Origin of the sequence: Pseudoalteromonas sp. MMG005 (assembly GCF_018101015.1) — a bacterium.
In the GTDB taxonomy this organism is placed as follows: Bacteria; Pseudomonadota; Gammaproteobacteria; order Enterobacterales; family Alteromonadaceae; genus Pseudoalteromonas; species Pseudoalteromonas aurantia.
The window spans coordinates 115089-137125 of sequence record NZ_JAGJEK010000016.1 but is presented as its reverse complement, the minus strand read 5'-3'; the positions used below and the strand labels follow the sequence as shown (position 1 = coordinate 137125).

22 protein-coding genes are annotated in these 22037 nt (G+C 41.9%); 15 read left to right on the top strand and 7 right to left on the bottom strand.

What is annotated here, in order from left to right; all coding sequences use genetic code 11:
- The first annotated feature begins 97 nt into the window (after positions 1-97).
- The 4 genes from J8M01_RS14230 to J8M01_RS14215 all read left to right on the top strand — a co-directional run bounded on the left by J8M01_RS14230 (position 98) and on the right by J8M01_RS14215 (position 5150).
- Positions 98-1912, top strand: a complete 1815-nt coding sequence (locus tag J8M01_RS14230) for an assimilatory sulfite reductase (NADPH) flavoprotein subunit (RefSeq protein ID WP_211058422.1) — start codon at positions 98-100, stop codon at positions 1910-1912.
- 74 nt (positions 1913-1986) lie between these two features.
- Complete coding sequence (gene cysI, locus J8M01_RS14225) at positions 1987-3699, top strand: assimilatory sulfite reductase (NADPH) hemoprotein subunit (RefSeq protein ID WP_192506055.1); 1713 nt, start codon at positions 1987-1989, stop codon at positions 3697-3699.
- A 48-nt stretch (positions 3700-3747) separates the two neighbouring features.
- On the top strand, positions 3748-4488 hold the full coding sequence (locus J8M01_RS14220; RefSeq protein WP_211051149.1) for a phosphoadenylyl-sulfate reductase: 741 nt from the start codon (positions 3748-3750) through the stop codon (positions 4486-4488).
- 125 nt (positions 4489-4613) lie between these two features.
- Entirely contained in the window at positions 4614-5150 is a 537-nt protein-coding gene (locus J8M01_RS14215) for a DUF4124 domain-containing protein (protein ID WP_211058421.1), read from the top strand.
- A gap of 43 nt (positions 5151-5193) precedes the next feature.
- On the opposite strand, the gene J8M01_RS14210 is transcribed toward J8M01_RS14215, so the two are convergent.
- Positions 5194-6288: an NAD(P)/FAD-dependent oxidoreductase gene (locus J8M01_RS14210; protein ID WP_211058420.1), complete on the bottom strand. Its 1095-nt coding sequence runs from the start codon at positions 6286-6288 to the stop codon at positions 5194-5196.
- A 150-nt stretch (positions 6289-6438) separates the two neighbouring features.
- On the opposite strand from J8M01_RS14210, the gene J8M01_RS14205 reads away from it, so the two are divergent.
- Positions 6439-7173, top strand: a complete 735-nt coding sequence (locus J8M01_RS14205; RefSeq protein ID WP_211058419.1) for a transporter substrate-binding domain-containing protein — start codon at positions 6439-6441, stop codon at positions 7171-7173.
- Here J8M01_RS14205 and J8M01_RS14200 read toward each other — a convergent pair.
- Together J8M01_RS14200 and J8M01_RS14195 are read right to left on the bottom strand one after the other, a co-directional pair.
- A complete protein-coding gene (locus tag J8M01_RS14200; protein WP_192506050.1) occupies positions 7145-7600 on the bottom strand; it encodes a hotdog fold thioesterase in 456 nt (151 codons plus the stop codon). The genes J8M01_RS14205 and J8M01_RS14200 overlap by 29 nt on opposite strands.
- Positions 7601-7809: 209 nt before the next feature.
- Positions 7810-8175: an RNA-binding S4 domain-containing protein gene (locus J8M01_RS14195; protein WP_210998385.1), complete on the bottom strand. Its 366-nt coding sequence runs from the start codon at positions 8173-8175 to the stop codon at positions 7810-7812.
- A 173-nt stretch (positions 8176-8348) separates the two neighbouring features.
- Between J8M01_RS14195 and J8M01_RS14190 the strand changes: the two genes are divergently transcribed.
- The gene (locus tag J8M01_RS14190; RefSeq protein WP_192506048.1) at positions 8349-8636 is read left to right on the top strand and encodes a hypothetical protein; all 288 of its coding nucleotides are present in this window, start codon (positions 8349-8351) and stop codon (positions 8634-8636) included.
- A gap of 80 nt (positions 8637-8716) precedes the next feature.
- The gene (locus J8M01_RS14185) at positions 8717-9403 is read left to right on the top strand and encodes a hypothetical protein (protein ID WP_211058418.1); all 687 of its coding nucleotides are present in this window, start codon (positions 8717-8719) and stop codon (positions 9401-9403) included.
- Here J8M01_RS14185 and J8M01_RS14180 read toward each other — a convergent pair whose 3' ends face one another.
- Entirely contained in the window at positions 9404-10387 is a 984-nt protein-coding gene (locus tag J8M01_RS14180; protein WP_210998383.1) for an extracellular solute-binding protein, read from the bottom strand. It lies immediately after the preceding gene.
- Between the two features lie 51 nt (positions 10388-10438).
- On the opposite strand from J8M01_RS14180, the gene J8M01_RS14175 reads away from it, so the two are divergent.
- Both J8M01_RS14175 and J8M01_RS14170 read left to right on the top strand, forming a co-directional pair.
- Positions 10439-13162 (top strand): EAL domain-containing protein, encoded by a 2724-nt coding sequence (locus J8M01_RS14175; RefSeq protein WP_211058417.1) that lies wholly within the window; start codon positions 10439-10441, stop codon positions 13160-13162.
- Between the two features lie 96 nt (positions 13163-13258).
- Positions 13259-14068, top strand: a complete 810-nt coding sequence (locus J8M01_RS14170; protein WP_211058416.1) for a VOC family protein — start codon at positions 13259-13261, stop codon at positions 14066-14068.
- On the opposite strand, the gene J8M01_RS14165 is transcribed toward J8M01_RS14170, so the two are convergent.
- Positions 14049-14801 (bottom strand): hypothetical protein, encoded by a 753-nt coding sequence (locus tag J8M01_RS14165; RefSeq protein ID WP_211051119.1) that lies wholly within the window; start codon positions 14799-14801, stop codon positions 14049-14051. The genes J8M01_RS14170 and J8M01_RS14165 overlap by 20 nt on opposite strands.
- 169 nt (positions 14802-14970) lie before the next feature.
- Between J8M01_RS14165 and J8M01_RS14160 the strand changes: the two genes are divergently transcribed.
- From J8M01_RS14160 to J8M01_RS14150, 3 genes are all read left to right on the top strand, one after another.
- Positions 14971-15639, top strand: a complete 669-nt coding sequence (locus J8M01_RS14160; RefSeq protein ID WP_211058415.1) for an SDR family oxidoreductase — start codon at positions 14971-14973, stop codon at positions 15637-15639.
- Positions 15640-15746: 107 nt separating this feature from the next.
- The gene (locus J8M01_RS14155) at positions 15747-16115 is read left to right on the top strand and encodes a hypothetical protein (RefSeq protein WP_211058414.1); all 369 of its coding nucleotides are present in this window, start codon (positions 15747-15749) and stop codon (positions 16113-16115) included.
- On the top strand, positions 16115-18463 hold the full coding sequence (locus tag J8M01_RS14150) for a fatty acid cis/trans isomerase (RefSeq protein WP_211058413.1): 2349 nt from the start codon (positions 16115-16117) through the stop codon (positions 18461-18463). Before J8M01_RS14155 ends, J8M01_RS14150 begins: the two co-directional genes overlap by 1 nt.
- A 42-nt stretch (positions 18464-18505) precedes the next feature.
- Here the strand turns inward: J8M01_RS14150 and J8M01_RS14145 are convergent, their stop codons facing one another.
- Positions 18506-19147, bottom strand: a complete 642-nt coding sequence (locus J8M01_RS14145) for a peroxiredoxin-like family protein (RefSeq protein WP_210998376.1) — start codon at positions 19145-19147, stop codon at positions 18506-18508.
- A gap of 105 nt (positions 19148-19252) precedes the next feature.
- Between J8M01_RS14145 and J8M01_RS14140 the strand changes: the two genes are divergently transcribed.
- Entirely contained in the window at positions 19253-19873 is a 621-nt protein-coding gene (locus J8M01_RS14140) for a dUTP diphosphatase (protein WP_211058412.1), read from the top strand.
- 1 nt (position 19874) lies between these two features.
- Here J8M01_RS14140 and yrfG read toward each other — a convergent pair whose 3' ends face one another.
- Positions 19875-20537 carry a GMP/IMP nucleotidase gene (yrfG, locus tag J8M01_RS14135; protein ID WP_211058411.1) on the bottom strand — a complete coding sequence of 221 codons (663 nt, stop codon included), beginning with the start codon at positions 20535-20537 and terminating at the stop codon, positions 19875-19877.
- A gap of 60 nt (positions 20538-20597) precedes the next feature.
- On the opposite strand from yrfG, the gene nudE reads away from it, so the two are divergent.
- Together nudE and cysQ are read left to right on the top strand one after the other, a co-directional pair.
- Complete coding sequence (gene nudE, locus J8M01_RS14130; RefSeq protein ID WP_210998374.1) at positions 20598-21161, top strand: ADP compounds hydrolase NudE; 564 nt, start codon at positions 20598-20600, stop codon at positions 21159-21161.
- 2 nt (positions 21162-21163) lie between these two features.
- Positions 21164-21970: a 3'(2'),5'-bisphosphate nucleotidase CysQ gene (gene cysQ / locus J8M01_RS14125; protein WP_211058410.1), complete on the top strand. Its 807-nt coding sequence runs from the start codon at positions 21164-21166 to the stop codon at positions 21968-21970.
- The last annotated feature ends 67 nt before the right edge of the window (positions 21971-22037 follow it).

The window sequence follows — 22037 nt, the reverse complement described above, 5'->3', positions numbered from 1 at the left end:
TGCGTATGCTTTCAACTCATAAATCCTTACATCGTGTAAGGGCGTTGTAGATGAGCAATCTAAGCAAAAAATAGTTTAGGGTTACGGGGAATTTTTAATGTTGTTGAGTCAACTTAGTGCTGCGGCAAGCCCGCTCACACAAGAGCAAGTGCAAAAACTACAAGGTTTGGTTGCAGAACTGAACCCTATTCAACAGGCATGGGTTAGTGGGTATTTGGCTGCAAATGCAAATACAGCGGCATTAAGTGGAGTTGTGGGGCAAACGGCTACACCAGCAGGCGATGCTTTGCCACTCACCATATTATATGGTTCACAAACAGGTAACGCGAAAGGCGTTGCTACTCAGCTGAAAGAGCAAGCTGAATCACGAGGCTTGGCGGTTAAACTAGTAAGCATGTCTGATTATAAAACGTCGGCATTGAAAAAAGAGAAGTTTGTAGTGGTGGTGGTATCGACTTATGGAGAAGGAGAACCTCCTGAGGATGCAGAAGCACTACATACATTTATTGCCAGTAAGAAGGCTCCTAAATTAGACAGTACGCAAATAGCTGTGATTGGTTTGGGTGATTCAAGTTACGAGTTTTTCTGCCAAACGGCCATTGATTTTGAAGAGCGTTTAGTTAAGTTAGGCGCTGAAGTTGCCTTTCCTCGAGCAGATCTTGATGTGGATTATGATGAGCAAGCACAGCAGTGGATTACAGATGCATTAGCGGTGTTTGAACCGCAATTGCAAGCACAGCAAAGTGCTGGTGGCAATGTTGTGACTATGCCATTTGGGGTACCTACTGCAGCATCAAGTCAATATACGAAGCAAAATCCATTTTCAGCTGAGCTCAGTGTAGTCCAAAAAATTACTGGTAGAGACTCAAGTAAAGATGTACGTCATGTTGAGATTTCACTAGAGGGTTCTGATATTACTTACACGCCAGGAGACTCCTTAGGTGTGTATTTCTTAAATGATGAGACACAAGTTGACGCGATTCTCAGTACATTAGGCATCGTGGCTGATACACAAGTTACATTGGGTAAAGAGACCCTAGATATTCGTACCGCGCTTATCGAAAAACTAGAATTGACGCAATCTTATCCAGGTTTTGTAGAGAAGTACGGGCAAGCGACAGGTAACTCGGCGCTTTTGGCATTAGTGGAAGATAAAGCTGCAATGCGTGAATATATCGAGCCTCGTCAAGTGTTTGATATTATTTTACAAAATCCAGCTGATATCACAGCGCAAGAATTAGCAGATAGCTGTCGTAAGCTACAAGCGCGTTTGTATTCAATTGCCTCAAGCCAAGCGGAAGTGGAAGAAGAAGTACACTTAACTGTGGGGTTAGTTGAGTTCGAAGCGTTTGGAGAGCAGCACTTCGGTGGCTGCTCTGGTTATTTGGCGCAACGCGCTGAAGAAGGGGTAAGCGTAAAAATATTTAGCGAGCATAACGATAATTTCCGTTTACCGAGCGATGATACAACACCGGTTATTATGGTGGGTCCTGGTACCGGTATCGCACCATTTAGAGCGTTTTTACAAGAGCGTGATGCGCGAGAAGCGCAAGGTGATAACTGGTTGTTTTTCGGTAACCCTAACTTCACCCAAGATTTCTTATATCAAGTGGAATTACAAGGCTATGTAAAATCAGGCTTGTTAACCCATATTGATTTGGCATTTAGCCGTGATCAAGCTGAAAAAATTTATGTGCAAGACCGATTGCGTGAAAAAGGCGCAGCGGTGTTTGCTTGGTTAGAAAAAGGCGCACATTTTTATGTATGTGGTGATGCTAACCGCATGGCCAAAGATGTTCATCAAGCTCTTGTGGATATTGTTAAAGCGCATGGTGGTAAAGATGATGAGCAAGCAGAGTTATATTTGAAAGAGTTGCGTAGTGCAAACCGCTACCAAAAAGACGTCTATTAATCGGTGCGTGTGCTTATATATCCTGCGGTGCGCGTGGGGTATACCGTCAAAGTAAAGTATTTAGGAATTAATAAATGAGCAAGCCCAATAGTAAGCATGATCAAAACGTTAAGTTTGCAGATAACGAACGTTTAAAAACACAAAGTGAGCATTTACGCGGCACGATTACCGAAGACCTGTCTGATCCACTCACCGGTGGTTTTACAGCAGATAACTTTCAGTTGATCCGATTCCACGGCATGTATCAACAAGATGACCGTGATATTCGTCCAGAGCGAACCAAGCAAAAGCTTGAACCTTTACATAATGTAATGCTTAGGGCACGTATGCCAGGTGGTATTATCAAACCAGAGCAATGGCTTGCAGTAGATAAGTTTGCTGGCGAAAAAACCATGTATGGCAGTATTCGTTTAACAACGCGTCAAACGTTTCAGTTTCATGGTGTATTAAAACCAAATATCAAAGAAATGCATTTAACATTGCATGATGTAGGCATTGATTCAATTGCAACTGCGGGTGATGTGAACCGTAATGTACTGTGTACTACTAATCCGGTTGAGTCAGAGCTTCACCAAGAAGCCTATGAGTGGGCAGCAAAAATTTCGGAACACTTACTGCCAAAAACACGCGCCTATTTAGAAATTTGGCTAAATGGTGAGCGCAAAGATACAACGGATATTGAACCAATTCTTGGATCAACTTACTTACCACGTAAGTTTAAAACAACCGTCACAATTCCTCCAAACAATGAAGTAGATGTGCATGCAAATGACTTGAACTTTGTTGCAATTGAAGAAAACGGTAAATTGGTTGGCTTTAACGTGTTAGTTGGCGGTGGCTTAGCCATGACACATGGTGATGTGAATACTTACCCTCGTAAAGCGGATGATTTCGGTTTCATTCCACTAGAGCACACGCTAAAGATCGCTGAGCATGTTGTATCGGTGCAGCGTGACTGGGGTAACCGTGTTAACCGTAAAAACGCCAAGACGAAATACACGCTAGATACGTTTGGTATTGATGAGTTTAAAGCTGAAGTTGAAAATCGAGCGGGTGTTAAGTTTGCTCAGAGCAGACCTTATGTGTTTACACATCGAGGTGATCGCATTGGCTGGGTTGAGGGAATTGATGGCAAGCATCATTTAACCCTATTTATTCAAAATGGTCGTATTTTAGATTATCCAGAGAAAGCGTTGAAAACGGGCTGTCGAAAAATTGCAGAAATACACCAAGGTGATTTCCGCATGACTGCGAATCAGAACTTGATCATCGCTGGTGTACCAACAGAGCAAAAAGCGGAAATTGAAAAAATAGCACGCGAACACGGCTTGATTGATGATACGGATACTGAACAACGGAAAAACTCAATGGCCTGCGTGTCATTACCAACATGTCCACTTGCGATGGCTGAAGCTGAACGATATTTACCTGACTTAGTTACTAAAGTTGAGCAGTTGCTGATAAAGCATGAAGTTGCGAATGACAGCATCATATTGCGTGTTGTGGGTTGCCCTAATGGCTGTGGCCGTGCGCTTTTAGCGGAAGTTGGTTTAGTGGGCAAAGGGCCTGGTAAATATAACGTATATCTAGGTGGTAATAAAGAAGGTACAAGGGTGCCTAAATTATACTTAGAAAATGTAGGCGAAGAAGTGTATTTACCTGCACTAGATACCTTAATCGGTCAGTGGGTAAATGAGCGTGAGCAAGATGAGTGTTTTGGTGACTTTGTGATCCGCAAAGGCATTGTTGCCGAAGTTAAAGTCTCAAAAACAGACTTCCACGCTTAAACAAATAGGATATTGGCGGGTGAAAACTCGCCAACTTTAGGAATAAGCATGAGTGACTATAAAAATATATTACAGTTAAGTGGTGATGAACAACGTCACTTATTAGCACAAGCAAATGAATTACTGTTGCCAATGACGCCGCAACAGCGAGTGACTTGGGCCTTAGAAAATTTGCCGAACAATGCATTTTTATCGTCTAGCTTTGGTATCCAAGCCGCGGTAATGCTGCATTTAGTAACGCAAGAAAAAGCAGATGTGCCAGTTGTATTAACTGATACTGGTTACCTTTTTCCTGAAACATATCAGTTTGTTGACTATTTAACTGAACGGTTAAACTTAAATTTAAAGGTTTATCGTTCTAATTACAGCCCTGCTTGGCAGGAAGCCAAATATGGTAAGTTATGGGAGCTTGGTGAAGAAGGCATAAAGCAATACAATACGCTTAATAAAGTAGAGCCAATGACGCGAGCATTGCAAGAACATAAAGTGGGTACATGGTTTAGTGGGCTACGCAGAGATCAAGCCTCGACACGTGCTGATAAGCAGGTTTTAGAGATCAGCCGCGGAACCGTGAAGGTTTATCCCATCATTGACTGGAGTAATCGCGACGTTTACCAATACCTTACCAAGCATGATCTACCATACCATCCCTTATGGGAGCAAGGATATGTGTCTATGGGAGATGTGCATACGACGCGTAAACTTGAACCGGGTATGACGGAAGAAGAAACACGCTTTTTTGGATTGAACCGTGAATGTGGTTTACACATTGATGGCGATGGTATCTAGTCATTCTCCAGTGTCAGATACGCTTTACAAGCACAACTTTTGTTGTGCTTTTTTTATGTCTGTCAGCTGTGTATCATCTAATTAATCACGCTAAGCTTAATTGAATGATACGAGGGAGTGAAGACATGAAGTCTGTAAGTTATATGATGATTATGGTGATGCTAATAGGGTTGGGATCGCTCTTTGTTTTAAAACGTCCCGATGGTAAGCCTTGGATAAATGCAGAAGAATTGGTACAAAAAGCTCAAGGGAGTGCACAAACGGTATTTCAATACTCGGAACATACACTTAATAAAGCCGTTGGCAAAGCCAAAGAGCTAGCTGATATAGATCCGGAAAAAGAAGTACGCAGTGATCCTGTAATTTATAAATGGCGTGATGAGAATGGCAATTGGATTTATTCAGATAAGCCAAATCCTAAAGGGGATAGTCTGCACCATACCTTAGATCCCAGTCGGGTCACGATTATGGCGGCGGAAGATACAGCGATTTTGGATAAGCTTGCGTCAGAGAAATCAGCGAACGAGTCGCAACACGGCGTACCCTCTGCTTTAAATCCTGCTGCGGTAAATAAGTTGATGAAAGACGCTAAAAATGTACAAAAATTGATGGATGATCGAACCAAACAGTTGGATGATGCAACCGGTGGAAATGGTGACTAGCAAGAAAATTTATAGCACACTAACTTGCTCAACCTAATATGATTTAACCGATATCTTTAAGGACCTGTTCTGCAATTGCTAAGCTAGCTGTCAGGCCTGGAGATTCAATGCCAAATAGGTTTATCAAGCCAGTATAGCCATGTGTATTTGAGGATTGAATTATAAAGTCTTGAGCACCGGTTTGAGTTATTTTTGGGCGAATTCCTGCGTAATCAGCAAAGAGCTTTGTATCGTCGATAGCTGGCCAATATTGCTTAATAGCTTGCACGAATTTATTTTTATCATTGGCATCAACTTGATAATTTAAGTCATGGATAAAATGGGTGTCAGGTCCAAAGCGGAGTTGGCCTGCGAGATTGAGTGTTGCATGTATGCCAAGCCCATGTTTTTCAGGCACAGGATACACTAAGTGTGAAAAAGGGTGTTTACCGTGATAGCTAAAGTATTGACCGCGACAATAGTGTAATTCTGGAATATATTTTTTTTCTAGCCCATCAATTAAAGAGGCATTTTTTTGAGCAAAAAGGCCACCAGCATTAATTAAATATTGGCATTGGATCTGAAATAAATCACCGTCACAATCTAAATCGACTACGTACCCATTACAGGTTTTACGCGCAGCTAAAAACTGTGTACGAGGCACATATTGGCCGTGATTTTGTGTTAATTTTGTCAGAAGTGACAACATAAACTGATGACTATCAATAATCCCTGTAGAGGGAGACCATAGGCCGTGTGTTGCGTTAATATGAGGCGCGTAGCGACCAATGTGTGTTTTGGACAAAAACTGCAAATCATCAACGCCATTGATTTTTGCTTGCGCAGCAATAGTGTGTAAGGTATTTACCTCAGAAGTTGTTTTTGCGGTGAGCACTTTACCGATTCTTTTGTGGGGTACGTGAAATTTTTCACAATGTCGATATAGTAATTCTTTACCTAGGATACACAGCTGGGCTTTTAAACTGTTGGTAGCGTAATACAGCCCTGCGTGGATGACTTCGCTGTTTCTGCTGCTACTGTGTTCACCAAATTGCTCACCTTGTTCGATGAGTAGTGTTTGAGTTGATTCACTGAATTTCGCTGCAACAGCCATTCCGATAACACCAGCGCCAATAACAACAGTGTCTAACTTTTCCATAGTGCTTCTTTCAATGATTGGCAGAAGCTTAGTATACCAAAGGCAATAATATGGGTCATCTTTACTGTATCAATATGAGTACTTTATAGGCTGAGTGGATCATTTATCGACTACACTATATCAACGGCCATATTGATATAAGGAACAAAATTGAAAGGTTTATTTTACCTGGCTTGGTTTATGTTGGTATCTCATTTTACTGCTGCAAGTCCAATTAAAGTGGTTGTTGGGGGGCATAGTCCTTGGCCACCATATATTTTAGAAGATGGTTCAGGTTTAGTGAAAGAGATCACTGTGGCTGCATTCGCGGCACAGAATATTCGCTTTGAAATACGTACTGCGCCATTTAGCAGAGTAATGCGGTTACTGGAACAAAAAGAAATTGATTTAGTGCCAGCACTTTGGTGGACAGAGCAACGAGCGCAGACATTGCTTTTCACCGAACCTTATTTTAATAACGACATGGTGGTGGTCCAACATGCAAAGTACAAGATTAATTTTAAAGGTGCCACCAGTCTGCGTTTCTTAACCATGAGCACCATAAGAGGGTATGGCTATCATGAATTTTTAAATGGTATTGAAGGGCTGAAAGTTGTACCCGTGCTAAGTTTGCATGCTAGCTTACAATTGGTACAAAAAGGACGCGTAGATGTTGCAATAGCTGATTTGTGGGCAGTCAAACATCATTTGAAAGTATACCCAGAACTGCATGATTTAGAGGTGCTATATCCGGCATTGATGTCTTGGCCATTACATACGGGTGTGCTTAAAACACACCCACAAGGGAAGGAGATAATTCGACAATTTAATTTAGGGCTAGCAAAAATCAGAAAGAGTGGAGTTTACCAACAGATTGTTATGAATCACCTTGGCGACTTCGAGTAACAACTGCAGCGGTCATTCGAGATACACAGCATAATTGGTTTTGCGCATTGACGATTTTTACTTCCCAGACTGATGTGCGCTTTCCTATGTGTAGTGCGCGCGCTGTGGCTGTAAGAATGCCATTGCGAGATGCTTTTAAATGATTAGCGTTGATTTCTTGTCCAACACAATAGTAGCGTTCATAGTCCACCACGAAGTTTGCTGCATAGCTGGCGACTGTTTCTGCAAGAGCGACATTGGCACCACCATGGACTATTCCTATCGGGTTGTGATGATGTGGTGTAGCGGGCATTGTGGCGACGAGGTAATCAGATCCGATTTCTTTTATACTAATACCAAGCGTTTTCATGAGCGACCCCTGTCCATGTAATCCGTTGTCTAAGTCATTACAAAACGCTAAAGTGATGGGGCGAAACCAAATGGACATGACAGCTCCTAAAATGAAGTCCTTTAATATAATGGGTGACTTTTATATCACCGAGTATTAAAGATAAGCAATTGAATTATTTATATCAGCCATGCGGTACGAGAATTTTATTATAATAAGGGTAACGCCTTATCTGCACTTCTGCTGAGAAATAGGAGTGAATATGTATCGAATACAAGTGCAGATACGTGTGATCGCCAGCGCCAGTGTTACCCAAATGAAATTGGCTTTCTACCCGTGTCAGCATCTTTTCTATTTTTTCTGCTTCTATTGCGCTTTTTCTTTTTTTCAGGCTCTACAACGTCAGGAGTCGGTTGTGTTCTAATCGCTGGAGTCGCGTCACTAGAGAGTGTGAGTAGATAGTCATCACCATCAAAATGTAGGCTATCACCAGAATACATTTTTTTGCGTTTTACCGTACACACTTCATTGTTGACGGCTATATAGCCTTCACCAATGAGCATTTTAGCTTGCCCACCCGTTTCAACTAGGTCTAATACCTTAAGTAGATTACATAACTCTATTGGCTCTTCTTCTAGCTCAACTTCAATAAATTCAATGGGTTCATCGGTCATTCAAGTAACTCCTATTTCAGTTTGCGATATTATACCGCTGGATGCGACAGCTGACGAAACTTTTTGTCTTTTTTTATGGTCTTTAACTTAGATATCGTTATTTGTGTGTATTTTGGTTCAGAAGCTAATACTAGGCATAAGACAGCACATCTCAAGACAAGGGCGACGTAAGTATGGGTATTCGAGCGATGTTAAAAAAAGAGTTAATGAACTTAGATGGGTTAGACTTAATGACCGCAGAAGATGTGAGAAACTATTTGAAAGCACATTTTGCACGAGTGGCAAATAAATCAGCCCATAGTTATCGTGTGATCTCGCGCTTTAATGAATACCATAATCAGATAATGACTGGTACTGACACCAAGGAATTGACACTGAAATACGAGCGTCATCGCCTATTTAAAGACATTCTTTATAAGAAATCGACGGTACAACAATGGGCCGCTAAATATGAAACGTAAGCGCATAGTAGAGATTTGACGTTGCATTTTGCCCCACCATTGATTACGGTTGTAATCAATGGTGGGGCAAGTAATAAATTATGAATCGAGTACATGGCGTTATATCCAGTATGTTTTGGTTGGTGTTATGTGTTGGTTGCCAATCAAATAGTAAGGTACACGTATATCATGCGGTGTTAGAAGAAAATAAACAGTCCATATTAACAAATGAGTTAGATGCTTTAGGTATTGAGTACCGTCTTAATAATGTGATACCTAAAAGAGTATATGACAACCCAACCCTTTTCTACTTCCCGGGAGATTTGACTCAATCGATAGTTGATGAGGTAACACTTCTTGTAAACAAATTGGGCTTTGAACGCCTTGATACCCGAGTGTTTAATCATGATAATCACTTTTACTCGCAGGGTAACCTTGGGTTATATTTTCCTGCTCTAGCTAGTAAACAGGTTGCCCCTAATTTACTTTATACCCACGATTGCAGTGGGCACGATAGTCGTGTTGTTTTGCGTGCAGAGAGACAGTGGCGTGAGGAAGGGGTGCTAAGTACTCACAATGTTTCGGGGGGGTGGCAATACGAAGCACCGTATTTAACCCTTATTTACACAGGACAATATGGCCGTATACAGCAAGCTTACCGTGAAGAGCACCACCAGGTGATGACGTTGCAAGGCCCAAAAAAAGCCACGACGTACCATGTTTTGGGCCACCGAGAGTATCCGGTTAAGTTGTTCAATTGTGATTTACGCGTTATTTATGCACAATAATTAAAGTGCTTGTAGGCGCTTTTTGGCTATGTCTAATAACGAAAGACTTTGTTTTACTGCGGTAATATTAGGGGTAAATGGCGTCACTCTACTTGTTGCTTTTTCAATGACAGGGTATTCAGCTAGTGAATTGGCATAGACGCTTTGTGTGTCACTTGTTAATAAAAACTGGATGAATTTTTGAGCGTGATGCTTGTTTGGCGCATATTTGGCTATTGCTGCGGTGGTCGTGGAAATAGGTGTAGTACCATCATTTGCAATCATATAATGTATGTTAAGCTTTTCAGCTAGGTCACGGTCTAGCTTGTTATTGGATTGCTTCATCATGGTCCAATAGTAGTGATTTGCCAGTGCATATTGGCATTGCCCTCTGGCCAAAGCGCGCAATTGATCTCTGTCTCCACCTGTGGGTCTTTTTGCCAATAATTGATTAGCGATGGGTAACCATGCTGTATCTGAGCCTGATTCACTGGCAAGCAGCGAGGCTACGAGCATTTGATTATAACTATGCTGCCAGTTACGAACACAAAAGGTGCCTTTGTATTGTGGGCGTGTTAATGATGCATAGCGAAGTGGTGGTGATGATGTATCATCTTTATGACTGAAAAGCGCACGTGTTCGCATCGAAATGCTGACCCAAAATCCATTATTATCTTTAAGTTCACTCGGGATGTGATCCCACTGAGCAAGATGTGGGATTGGCTGTAAGAGGTTTTTGTGATCATGTAACTGTACTAAATCAGAGCTCAGTATCACGTCAGCAAGAGAGTCCATTCCATCTTTTTTCAAGCGAGCGAGTAAGTATTTGGATTTACCATTTACGACGTTAACTTTAATATTGTGCTGTGCTTCAAATTTTTTAATGACAGGTTCAATGAGCTCATATTTACGAAACGAATAAACATTCAAATGCGCTGTATTAGCAAATATTGGGGCACTTTGTATCAATATAAGGGAATAAAGTAAAAGTTTGCTTTTCTTCATTGTAAATAAGAACTATTATCAGGTGTGTATAGAATACAACGTCATTTACATATGTCTATAGTTACGCCAATAATTTCAGTTTTACGTTCACCAGTGCAGTTTGGTGCCGCGTGTTTTGCGCTTTTTGTATCAGTCATGCTGTATGTAGGTTATTTACTGAATAATTATTACCAACAGCAAGAACGGCAAACATTACAACAGCAGCTATCGCAGTACCATCATCAACTTGATACCAAACTATCATACGTTGGGCATTTGTTATATTCGATTGATTCTTATTTGGTGCCTAGTTTTGAAATGGACCTTTTCAACCAAGTCGCACAGTCCCAGCTTCCGGGCAGTGACGTTGAACTACGGCTAGAATTGTATCGAATCATTAGTGCTGAACAAGTGGCGAATGTGGAAGCCAGTCAGAAAAGTCAGGGCTTTTTTGATTATAAAGTACGTTTAGCGCAAGCACACAGCCAGCATTACCTCACATTGATGAACGTGGCCCCAATGGCCGAATATGGGCATACAATGGGGGATAGCTTAAATTTTGCCGAACAACAAATCAACGCCCTTTACGAACAACAAAGTCTGATGGCCATCAACTGGCGAGATCAAGCTAAATGGACATTGCTGGTACAAAGGCCTGATCACGATGGAGCAGCATCAGCATTGGGTATTAGCTTTGAATTACCAATTTTACTAGAAGGTTTGTTTGGTCATATTTACCAGACAAGTCAACAGCACATTCGTGTTTTAACACAACAACAGGTGCTGTTTAGCTCTGATTGGCAAAACACGCATAGTTTAGAAAGTCGACAAGTAGGTGCATATCAACATATCGACTTTTATGGTCAAGAGTTGATGTTACAGTTATTTAGTCAGAAGCAATTGGCCCCCAGTTTACTCGAAAATAGGCAATTGATGATTGCAGGATTCATTGTGGTGGCAAGTCTATGTGCTTGGCTCGTATGGATGCAAGTACGATATCTGGTTTCTAGGAATAACGTTGTTAACAGAATAGTGGTTGAGCGCACCACAAGCCTAGCGCAAGCCAATGAGCGGTTAAGTGTTGAATCGGATAGGCGTTTAGCGGCTTTACAACAGCAGATCAGCGCTGAAAGAAAGTACAAAAGCCTATTTTTGAACAGTAATGAAGGGCTTTTTGTACTTGATGGGCACGGTCAACTTATTGATGCTAACCCTGCATTTAGGCGCTTGCTTATCGGCGTAGAGGACAAACCCCTCGGGGCGTATTTAAGCCAATATATCGTTGATGATGAGTTCGCTACGCAGTGGCAAGCCATCATTGATCAGAAATCGCGACATGACGAATTAGAATGGTTAGCGCAGGTAGAGTCTAAAGATAGTATTTGGCTTAGACAAACTGGAAGTTGGTTACATAACCCTAGTGGGACCTTGTATGAAGGGCGTGTAACAGATATTACGCAACTTAAATTATTTAATGAACAGCTCAAGTACAAAGCTCAGCATGATAGTTTAACAGATCTGATTAATCGACAAACATTCTTGAATTTGGTTGAAACGTGTCGAACGGTCACAGAGCGAAAGTATATATTGCTATATATTGATTTAGATAGGTTTAAGTTGATTAATGATACCTTGGGTCATCTCGCTGGAGACCGACTGTTGGTTGAATTTGCAACACGTATGCGAATATTGCTAGGGAACTTTGCTGACATTGCGCGTTTGGGAGGAGATGAGTTTGCGGTATTAATTGATTTTGCCAAATTGCCGATGCCATTAGAGGGCGTATTGGAAGATATTCTGGTAGAAATACGTAAACCTTTTATATATCAAGAGCAGAGTCATAGTATTAGTGGCAGCGTTGGGGTTAGGAAGTTTACCGTTCCATGTTTGAATTATGAAGCAGAAAAGCTGCTGCATGATGCGGACATTGCTATGTATGAGGCAAAAAAGCGAGGTAAGAATTGCTATCACATCTATAGTCCAGCGATTGCCTGTGAAGCTTCTAGGAAACTGAGAGTCGAGCGCGCATTACATGATATGACGTTAGACACTGAGCTTAAATTACAGTTTCAGCCTATTTTTTGTCGAGATGGCAAGGTGTTGCGAGGCTTTGAAGCGTTAGTGCGGTGGCAAAGCCCAGAGCTGGGCTTTGTCAGCCCAGCAGAGTTTATTCCAATCGCGGAAGAATGTGCCAAAATAAACGTGCTAGGTCAGTGGGTGTTTCGTGAGGCACTATCGTTTATGAGTGAGCATAATTGTGAAGGGCTGTTTATGAGTGTGAACGTGTCTCCCTTACAACTACAGAGTGGGATGTTTGTACCTTGGTTAAAGCAATTGTTTGCTCAGTATGATGTGTCACCGCAACAATTTAAAATTGAATTGACTGAATCTGCGATGATGATGGTGGAGGACAGTTTGATTGAGCCATTAGAGCAACTGCATGAACTTGGATTTGGTATTTATATCGATGATTTTGGAACTGGTTTTAGTAGCTTAGCTCGTTTAAGCGTATTGCCTGTGGATGGTTTAAAAATTGATAGGGCATTTATTGACGGTATTGAGTGCGCTGGCAGCGCTCGTCAGCTGATAGAAGCAATTTGTGCAATTGCGAAAAGTTTTGATTTAGAAGTGACCGCAGAAGGAATTGAAACACCAGAACAATTGGCCGTATTAGGGGCATTGCATTGTCAACAAAGCCAAGGGTACCTTATGAGCAAGCCATTAAAACGTCAGGCAGCAGCAGAATTACTTATTCAGACCTATGGTAGGCCATATTTAGAATTGGTTACACAATAGGCATTCAGTACTGAGAATGTAATACTAACCCATGTGAGTATCTGATTTTGTGCTTTACTTGATATTGACTTTAAGCAATGAGCAATGGAGCCATATATGCCAAAAGTAACCTCTGTTACGAATAATACATTTTGTTGGGCTGAATTATGCTCGAGTGACTGGTCAGCAGCAAAAACATTCTACACCGAATTATTTAACTGGCAGTTTGATGATCAACCTATTGGTGATGATTACTATTACACGATGCTGCAAAAAGATAAAGATGATATAGCCGCCATGTATCAAATGATGCAAGAGCAAGTAGACGCACAGGTTCAGAGCCATTGGTTGGCGTATATTGCAGTGGAAAATGTTGATGTATTAGCCGTTGAAGCGCAAAGTTTAGGCGCACACATTATTCACGGGCCACATGATGTGCCTGGTGCAGGCAGAATGGTTATGATGAGCGACCCAACAGGTGCTTTAGTTGCACTGTGGCAAGCGAAGGAGCACTCAGGTTACCAACGAAAATTAGAGTTTAATGTGCCGTATTGGCATGAACTGGCATCCAAAGATGTCGCAGCAAGTACCTCTTTCTATACACAGCTTTTAGGGTGGGAAGCCGAGATTATGCCTATGGGGGAGTCACAATATACCCTGTTTAGCGTCAATTCAGAGCCTGTTGCAGGGTTAATGGAAATGACATCAGAGTGGGATGAAAGTATTACGCCACATTGGATGATTTATTTTTCTGTGCGAAGTTGTGATGCAATGGTAGCGCAAGCGGAGCAACTCGCTGGCACAGTATGTGTGCCACCGACTGATATTGTGCAAGTGGGTCGGTTTGCTGTATTGAGCGACCCTAGCGGCGCTGTATTTTCAATTTTAGAGTCGACCTCAGGAGATATTATTGACTCTGAACAATAGGCAGAGATTGCGGTAACTTGATCACTTCACCACCACATTTTGCAAAGCTCTGAAGCAGTGTGTCAATTAAAGCTTGCAGCTTACCAGAGTGATGTAATGCCTTAATTGATGCATCTAATGCGCTGACCAGTTTTACGTGGCGCTGGTGCACGTAATGATAGATGCGATGAGGTTTAGCGTGCAGAAGTTTAATGTACACTTTTTTAATTCCTGCGGTGCACAAAGAGCCGCTGGGAAATACGCTGTTTGCTAACAGTATATTTGCTTGTTCTTTTACCAATGCTTGGAAAGCAGAAATGTCATTTTGCACAGCAGTACAGCTTAAATCTTTTTTGGCGCAATAGTGTTCCGCAATGAGGTTACCATGAATACGCAATATGGGATCTTTTAGGTTTACCTGGCAACTGTGTGGTTTAAGGCAAAAAATGGCTAATTGAGATTGCGCAATGGGAGTTGGTATTTTTATTACGTTTTTGTACGTTGTCATCACAACATCAACACGACCGCCTTCCGCATCGAGTAGGCCCTGGTCCACATTTTTTAATCCTCGGTAACTGGGTAAAAATATCACTTCAGGAACGATGTTCAATGGCTGATAAATTTCGGTCATGATGGCGGTAACCTGTTGCTGGCCTAGCTGATAGGAGAGTGCTTCACTGGCATTAATTGTGTAGGGCTTTGCATTGCAAGGGAGGATAAAAAGTACTGATATAATCAGTAGTAATGTGCGCATAGTGAGTTTACCTGTCCATAAATACGTAAGTTAATGATTGTTGTTTTTGCATATTGATTGCTTAGCGCTGGCTTGATTTTTATGTATCTTACCCCAAAAATATTAGTTCAAATTATGTAACGTGAAAGCGTTTCGGGTTAAATATTGTGTAGGGTAATTAGGAATTGATATGAATAAACACATTGTTATCACAGGGGCCAATAGAGGTATTGGGTTAGAGTTTTGCAAGCAGTATGCTTTAGCAGGTTATCAGGTAACAGCCATTGTTCGTCGTTCATCTGATGCCCTTGAACAGTTGAATGGGGTCAATATTGTAACTGACATCGATGTAAGCAACACGACGGACATTACTGTGTTACAGGAGGCTTTATCTGGACAACCGATAGATGTCCTTATCAATAACGCAGGGGTATTTAGTAATGAAACACTAACTGATATGGACTTTTCAGCCCTAGAACGACAGCTACAGGTAAATGCCATTGCCCCAATTCGTGTTGTGCATGCATTACAGCAGAATCTTTCACCCGGTGCTAAAGTTGCTATGATCACCAGCCGAATGGGATCAATTGCAGATAATAGCTCTGGCGCATATATTGGCTATCGCATGTCAAAAGCCGCATTAAATGCCGCGAGCGTGAGCTTAGCGCATGAATTAAAAGAACAAGGTGTCGCGTTAACATTGTTGCACCCAGGGTTCGTACAAACTGAGATGGTGAATTACGCAGGAGATATTTCAGCTGAGCAAGCAGCGTATAGGTTAATTACCCGTATTGAGGAACTGACGCTTGAATCCAGTGGCAGCTTTTTACATGGGAATGGTGATCCACTTCCTTGGTAAAAGACATTTTATAGAGGGAAGAAGTGTCGACCATAGAGTCAATAAAGTTTAGTTTATTTATGCTAATATGAGCACATCAATTGAGTTCACCTGAATGCAGATTATCTATGGAATTATCACAAAATACACCACTTACTTTACCGCTATTTTTATTAAATGATGAAATCGACACGCGTAATATTGACATGCCTGATTTGGTGTTAAATGTTACGCTCGATGAAACACTTCTGGCTAATTTATGTCAAAATCCGAGAGCAGATGAAAGTGTCAGTATTACTTTAGATACGTATGATCTTGAAGTGAGAGATGTCACATTTTCAGCGTTAGCAACAGGCTCACACCAAGCACAGTTATTACTGAATCATGGCCCGGTATTGAGTGCCGTACTCAGTGATGAATCTGAGCAAGTTTTTATTTCCCCTCCGGTAGAGATGATGCCGACCTTTGATTTAGGCGAAGAAGTCGAGGAGGATTAATGCAAAAACGCTTCTGGGCCCTATTGATTGGCTTTTTATTGCTTTGTGGGTGTACCGCAATTGGTTTTAGCAAATATGATGACTTGTTTGGTAAAGCGCAAACTCAAGCACGTTTGAGTAGTGGTCAGTATGGTCTCGCAGCAGAATATTTAAAAGCGGTTAAGCCTGTTTTAGATACACGGTGTGTGGTGTGTCACGGCTGTTATGATGCACCGTGCCAACTTAAGCTATCTTCACCTGAAGGGATTGACCGAGGGGTAAGCAAAATACGGGTCTATGACGGCACAAGGTTATTGGCTCAACAGCCAAGTAGGTTGTTGTATGATGCCGCGAACACAAAGCAGTGGCGTGAAAAGGGATTTACACCGGTATTGAATGAGCGAGTACAAACAGAACAGGCGAACTTGTTAGGGAGTGTATTATACAATAGTTTGCTGTTAAAGATGGGTCATCCGCTACCATCGCAAAGCATACTGGGTGAAGAGTTTGATTTTTCATTAGACCGTACCCAGCGCTGTGCAAATATGGATGAGTATTCCGCATTGGCAAGACATCAACCTCATGCGGGGATGCCTTATGGATTGCCAGCTATATCGCCACAAGAGTTCAATATCCTAACATCATGGATGCGCAAAGGCGCCAAAATGGCCCATATTCTCCCACCCACAGAGGAGGATATAAAGCAGGTGTCACAGTGGGAAGCATTTCTAAATCAAGATAGCCTAAAGCATCGATTGGCTGCGAGATATATTTATGAACATTGGTACCTTGCCAATATTTACTTTCCTACCAAGGTAAAAACAGCATCACCGAGCTTTTTTAAGTTGGTACGCTCGACTACCCCCCCAGGGCAAGAAATTAAACTCATTGCAACTCGCCGCCCGTATGATGATCCGCAAACTGGGCGTGTCTATTATCGGTTAATGCATGAGCGTACTACCATATTAGCCAAAACGCATATGCCGCTTGCGCTAGATGGAAAGAAGATGCTGCGGTTATATCAGCAGTTTATTGGTGCGGATTATGACGTAACGTATTTGCCGAGTTATGATGCCAAGGTTGCGTCGAATCCATTTAAAGCGTTTTCACAAATCCCGGTAAAATCTAAATATCAATTTATGCTTGATGAAGCGGAATTGATCATTAAGGGTTATATCAAAGGCCCCGTGTGTAGAGGACAAGTGGCATTAAATGTGATTAATGACCAGTTTTGGGTGGCGTTTGTTGATCCGGATAAAAACAGTTCTCCAGAAGTGAGTGAGTTGTTGTTATCGCATGATGATGAGTTGACTTTGCCTGCTTCAGAACAAAGTAATGTGTTGCCGGTATCTAGTTGGACGAAGTATGCAACTCAGCAGCATGCCTATTTAAAAGCTAAAACAGCATTGGCCAATAAGTTGCTCGGGGATGGGGAAAACTTAACCCTAGATTTATTATGGCAAGGGGATGGGCATAATCAAAACGCTGCGCTAACGGTATTTCGCCATTTTGACAGTGCAACGGTGGTAAAAGGCTTTGTTGGGCAAAAACCAAAAACAGTTTGGGTACTTGACTATGCATTATTTGAACGTATTCATTATTTGCTGGTGGCGGGCTTTGACGTATACGGTAATATAGGCCATCAGTTAAATACGCGCCTATATATGGACTTTTTACGTTTAGAGGGTGAACAGAACTTTATTAACTTTTTGCCAAAAAGTATTCGTAAAGAAGTGCGGGAACATTGGTATAGGCGTTCACATGTAAGTTTAAGTGAGTTCATAAATCGTAAGGCGTTATGGGGTGCGCCAACGGGTATTGAGTTTGTAACGAATTCACCAAAAGATGAGTTACTTGATAAGTTTCAACAACATTTGGCACCCGTATTGAGCCAAGAATATGATTATAGTGCTGTTCCTGAGGCATTTAAAGCACTCAATCATCTGCCTACCACGACCATAAATTTACTGCCTCAAGTGTCATATATTTTGCAGAAAGGCCCAACAGGGCAGAGCCATAAAGCCTACACGTTGATCCATCATAATGCGCATTATAACATTTCAAGCTTGTTGAATGAAAACGGTCAGCGAGCCTATCAAGAAGACACAGCCACATTAGTCCCAGGGTTTATCGGAGATTACCCAGAAGCAATCTGGTATTTGCCAAATGAAGTACATGCAACAGAGTTTATTTCGCAACTGCAAGCGGTTGCAAGTGAAGCAGATTATCGCGCTTTAAAAGCGCAGTTTGGTATTCGTCGGACGCACCCGCAGTTTTGGCAGTACAGTGATATATTACATAACGTTGCGAAAGAGTATCGGGGTGTAGAGTATGGACTGTTTGATTACAATAGACTGGAAAACCGTTAGATGTTAATGATTTAACAAGCTAACGGTTTTAGTTAGGGAGCGTTACAATATACTCGCGGCTTTCACAGCGGCGAGTAATACAGATTCATCTAAACGAACTTTGTAGTTTGGGTTCGTATATTGAAATTGCACCAGTCCTTTTTTGTCGACTACAAATACCGCTGGTACCGGTAAGGCGACTTTGCTTTGTCCGTCTAAATCAACAAAATTGACACCCATACGATCGCGGTATGCTTTGGCTGTTTTCTCATCTAAGAAATACGCAACACCCAGAGCCTGTGCTAATGCCAGTTTACTATCAGACAGTAACTGATAATTAGGTGAGTCGATTTTGCTTTTTGCCAATGCTGCTGGGCTATCAGGAGATACCGCGATGATTTTTGCACCATAGCCTGCAATTTGTGCTTCAATTTTTTGGATCCCAGCTAATTGACGAGAGCAATATGGACACCATCCACCGCGATAAACGACAATGACTGTTGCTTTATTGTCGGCATATAGGCTGTTTAAATTGACTGATTTATTGTCTTTATTTCTTAACGTCAATTGAGGGGCGTCTAAGCCTGGTAACAAAGGCCTAACGCGTTCAGGGGCAGACTCAATATTAGTAACTTGAGCCGCGTGAGTGATTGGGCTTACGAAAAAGCCAATTATAATAATTGATATAGCTGTTAGAAAACGCATAAAACTCTCATGAATAAATTAGTGACTTGTATTAGAACGGACCAGTGGCGAATTTCTTTCAGTGGGGTATCATATTGCCTTTGAAATGATCATAGAGAGAGCACAATGTCTGCCAATGTCACTAAACTGGTTGTAATGCTAGAAATGCAAAACGCCATGAATACAAAAGTTCATGAACAGTGGTTTAACCAAGGGTTTGATTGGTATCGTGCTATCTGGGTTGAATGTGCAGAAATGCTCGACCATTACGGTTGGAAGTGGTGGAAAAAGCAAATACCTGATACAGAACAAGTGATACTAGAGTTGGTGGATATATTTCACTTTGGTTTGTCACTACGTATTGATGGTGAAACATCATATCAGGCGCTGGCGCAGCAGCTTGATACACAATTACAGCAACCGCATTGTGGTGCTGATTTTAAACAAACACTAGAGCAATTGGCAGCATCAGCTGTTGCGGATAAAACGTTTAATGCAGAAGCCTTTGCTGGGTGTATGCAGCAAATTGACATGAGTATTGACGATTTATATCGCGGTTATGTTGGCAAAAATACGCTGAACTTTTTCCGTCAAGATCATGGTTACAAAGATGGTACGTACATTAAAGTATGGAATGGTCAAGAAGATAACGAGCACCTAGTTGACGTAGTAAAAAGCCTCGATACAGAGCATCCAGATTTTGCCAAAAATGTATATGCTGGTTTAGTTGCGCGTTACCCGAGCTAGTTTACTCATCTGTTAATGGGAGTAAATGGCGGTAATCAGTCACACATTGATAGCCAGTGATCTTATTCGCTGGCTGTTTGCTGTCAGGGTTTGCGACTGCGAGCAAATGGGCAATACCATAGTGCTTGGCGGCATCTAAGACGGCTAAGCTGTCATCCACGAATAAAGTGCGTTGCTTATCAAATTGCAAGTCAGCTTGTACTTGTTGCCACAGAGACTGGCTTTCTTTACTTACACCGTATTGGTGCGTGGAGATAATTTTGTCCAAGTAGGTGTCAAATTGTGTGCGCTCTATTTTCAACGATAAGCTATCAGGATGGGCATTAGTGAGTAATATTAGCTCTTTACCGGCTGCTTTGAGAGCTTGTAAAAAAGCCGGAGTGTCGTCACGAATGGTAATTAGGTGCTGAATTTCTCGCTTAAGGTCCATAATGGGTAAGTCGAGTTGTGCTTGCCAATAATCTAAACAATACCATTGTATTTGGCCGCCGACGGCTTCGTAGCGCTTCATAATTTCAGCTTTCGCATCGGTTAAGCTAATCCCCTGTTTCTTGGCGTACTCCCGAGGGATCACATCGAGCCAAAAATGACTGTCGAAATGGAGATCCAGTAGTGTGCCATCCATATCAAGTAAAACGGTGTCGATATTTGACCAATTTAGCATAGGCATTTTTCGTTAAAGGCTTTATGATTAAGTTACCGTCATGATAGCAAAAAAACGCCTATGTCACAGAAAAAGCACCCTTGTCCACCTGAGATCATGACTTGTGAAGTCGTGGCTAAAAGTAAGCTGTTTACTGTGGAGTCACTCGACTTGCAGTTTTCCAATGGCGTGCAACGCCAATATGAACGAGTTCGTGGCGGTGGTCGAGGTGCCGTTATGATCGTTCCAATAACGGCTGAAAATGAACTACTCTTAGTGAGAGAGTATTGTGCTGGTACGCATGATTATCAATTAGGCTTCCCGAAAGGGCTTATTGATCCTGGTGAAACACCGCTTGAAGCTGGAAATAGGGAACTAAAGGAAGAAGTGGGCGTAGGAGCGAAACAGTTCACAGATTTAAAAACGCTGTCTTTAGCACCGAGTTACTTTAATGCCAAAATGCATGTACTTGTTGCCCAGCAGCTTTACGCACAATGCCTTGAAGGTGATGAACCTGAACCCTTGGTCGTTGTTAAATGGCCATTACACGATTGGCAATCTTTGCTAACTCAAGTGGATTTTACAGAGGCTCGAAGTGTTGCCGCATTACTGTTATTACAGCAATTTTTAGCATCGGAGGAGTAAGTTTGCACTCATTATTGGAGCCTTGTATTACGCTTGCCGCGCAAGCAGGCGCCGCGATATTGGAAATTTATAAAAATGACGATATTGGCGCGCGAGAAAAGTCAGACAAGACGCCCGTGACTTTGGCGGATATTGCCGCCAATGAGGTGCTTATGGCTGGGCTACAACAGTTAACCCCTGATATTCCTATTATGTCAGAAGAAACACCGATCCCTGAATTATCACAGCGAGCATCTTGGCACCGCTATTGGTTACTCGACCCACTGGATGGTACAGGAGAGTTTATTTTAGAAAGTGGCGACTTTGCGGTCAATATTGCTTTGATTGAGAATAATAAACCCGTGTTGGGAGTAATATATTGGCCGACTGAAAATACCACTTACTATGCTGTTCATGGCAGCGGGGCGTTTAAACGTTCAGCGACACAGGACACGCAAATCTATGTATCAAAGCCAAATAACCTCACTGTTGCAGTAAGCCGCAGACAAAAATTGGAAGTTGTCAGTCAATTTATTGAACGGCAGTTTGACACAGTTGCATTAGGGTCTTGTTCATTAAAGGCATGTATTATCGCGGAAGGTCAAGCAGATTGCTTTTTACGGGTTGGTCCGACGGGGGAGTGGGATACCGGCGCATCTCAAGTAATAGTGGAAGAAGCGGGAGGATGTATCACTGACGCAGAGTTTAATCCACTTACTTATAACCAAAGAGAGAGTATCGAAAACCCAGACTTTATTGTGATGGGCCACCAAGATTGGCCTTGGCAGACAATGATCACACCACATCAACGACGGTCACTGTCTAAATAACGCACAAGGTCGGCAATTATTTACTTGCGTTTTGGTATATAAAGCACTTAACGAAAATTAAGTGCTT

Coding starts and splice junctions, on each gene's coding strand:
- J8M01_RS14180 (WP_210998383.1), bottom strand. CDS start 10,387: ATGAAGAAAAGCAAACTTTTACTTTATTCCCTTATATTGATACAAAGT.
- J8M01_RS14185 (WP_211058418.1), top strand. CDS start 8,717: ATGAATCGAGTACATGGCGTTATATCCAGTATGTTTTGGTTGGTGTTA.
- J8M01_RS14145 (WP_210998376.1), bottom strand. CDS start 19,147: ATGCGTTTTCTAACAGCTATATCAATTATTATAATTGGCTTTTTCGTA.
- J8M01_RS14230 (WP_211058422.1), top strand. CDS start 98: ATGTTGTTGAGTCAACTTAGTGCTGCGGCAAGCCCGCTCACACAAGAG.
- J8M01_RS14175 (WP_211058417.1), top strand. CDS start 10,439: ATGTCTATAGTTACGCCAATAATTTCAGTTTTACGTTCACCAGTGCAG.
- J8M01_RS14140 (WP_211058412.1), top strand. CDS start 19,253: ATGTCTGCCAATGTCACTAAACTGGTTGTAATGCTAGAAATGCAAAAC.
- J8M01_RS14200 (WP_192506050.1), bottom strand. CDS start 7,600: ATGTCCATTTGGTTTCGCCCCATCACTTTAGCGTTTTGTAATGACTTA.
- J8M01_RS14165 (WP_211051119.1), bottom strand. CDS start 14,801: ATGCGCACATTACTACTGATTATATCAGTACTTTTTATCCTCCCTTGC.
- J8M01_RS14155 (WP_211058414.1), top strand. CDS start 15,747: ATGGAATTATCACAAAATACACCACTTACTTTACCGCTATTTTTATTA.
- nudE (WP_210998374.1), top strand. CDS start 20,598: ATGTCACAGAAAAAGCACCCTTGTCCACCTGAGATCATGACTTGTGAA.
- J8M01_RS14160 (WP_211058415.1), top strand. CDS start 14,971: ATGAATAAACACATTGTTATCACAGGGGCCAATAGAGGTATTGGGTTA.
- J8M01_RS14195 (WP_210998385.1), bottom strand. CDS start 8,175: ATGACCGATGAACCCATTGAATTTATTGAAGTTGAGCTAGAAGAAGAG.
- J8M01_RS14215 (WP_211058421.1), top strand. CDS start 4,614: ATGAAGTCTGTAAGTTATATGATGATTATGGTGATGCTAATAGGGTTG.
- J8M01_RS14210 (WP_211058420.1), bottom strand. CDS start 6,288: ATGGAAAAGTTAGACACTGTTGTTATTGGCGCTGGTGTTATCGGAATG.
- J8M01_RS14150 (WP_211058413.1), top strand. CDS start 16,115: ATGCAAAAACGCTTCTGGGCCCTATTGATTGGCTTTTTATTGCTTTGT.
- cysI (WP_192506055.1), top strand. CDS start 1,987: ATGAGCAAGCCCAATAGTAAGCATGATCAAAACGTTAAGTTTGCAGAT.
- J8M01_RS14190 (WP_192506048.1), top strand. CDS start 8,349: ATGGGTATTCGAGCGATGTTAAAAAAAGAGTTAATGAACTTAGATGGG.
- yrfG (WP_211058411.1), bottom strand. CDS start 20,537: ATGCTAAATTGGTCAAATATCGACACCGTTTTACTTGATATGGATGGC.
- J8M01_RS14170 (WP_211058416.1), top strand. CDS start 13,259: ATGCCAAAAGTAACCTCTGTTACGAATAATACATTTTGTTGGGCTGAA.
- J8M01_RS14220 (WP_211051149.1), top strand. CDS start 3,748: ATGAGTGACTATAAAAATATATTACAGTTAAGTGGTGATGAACAACGT.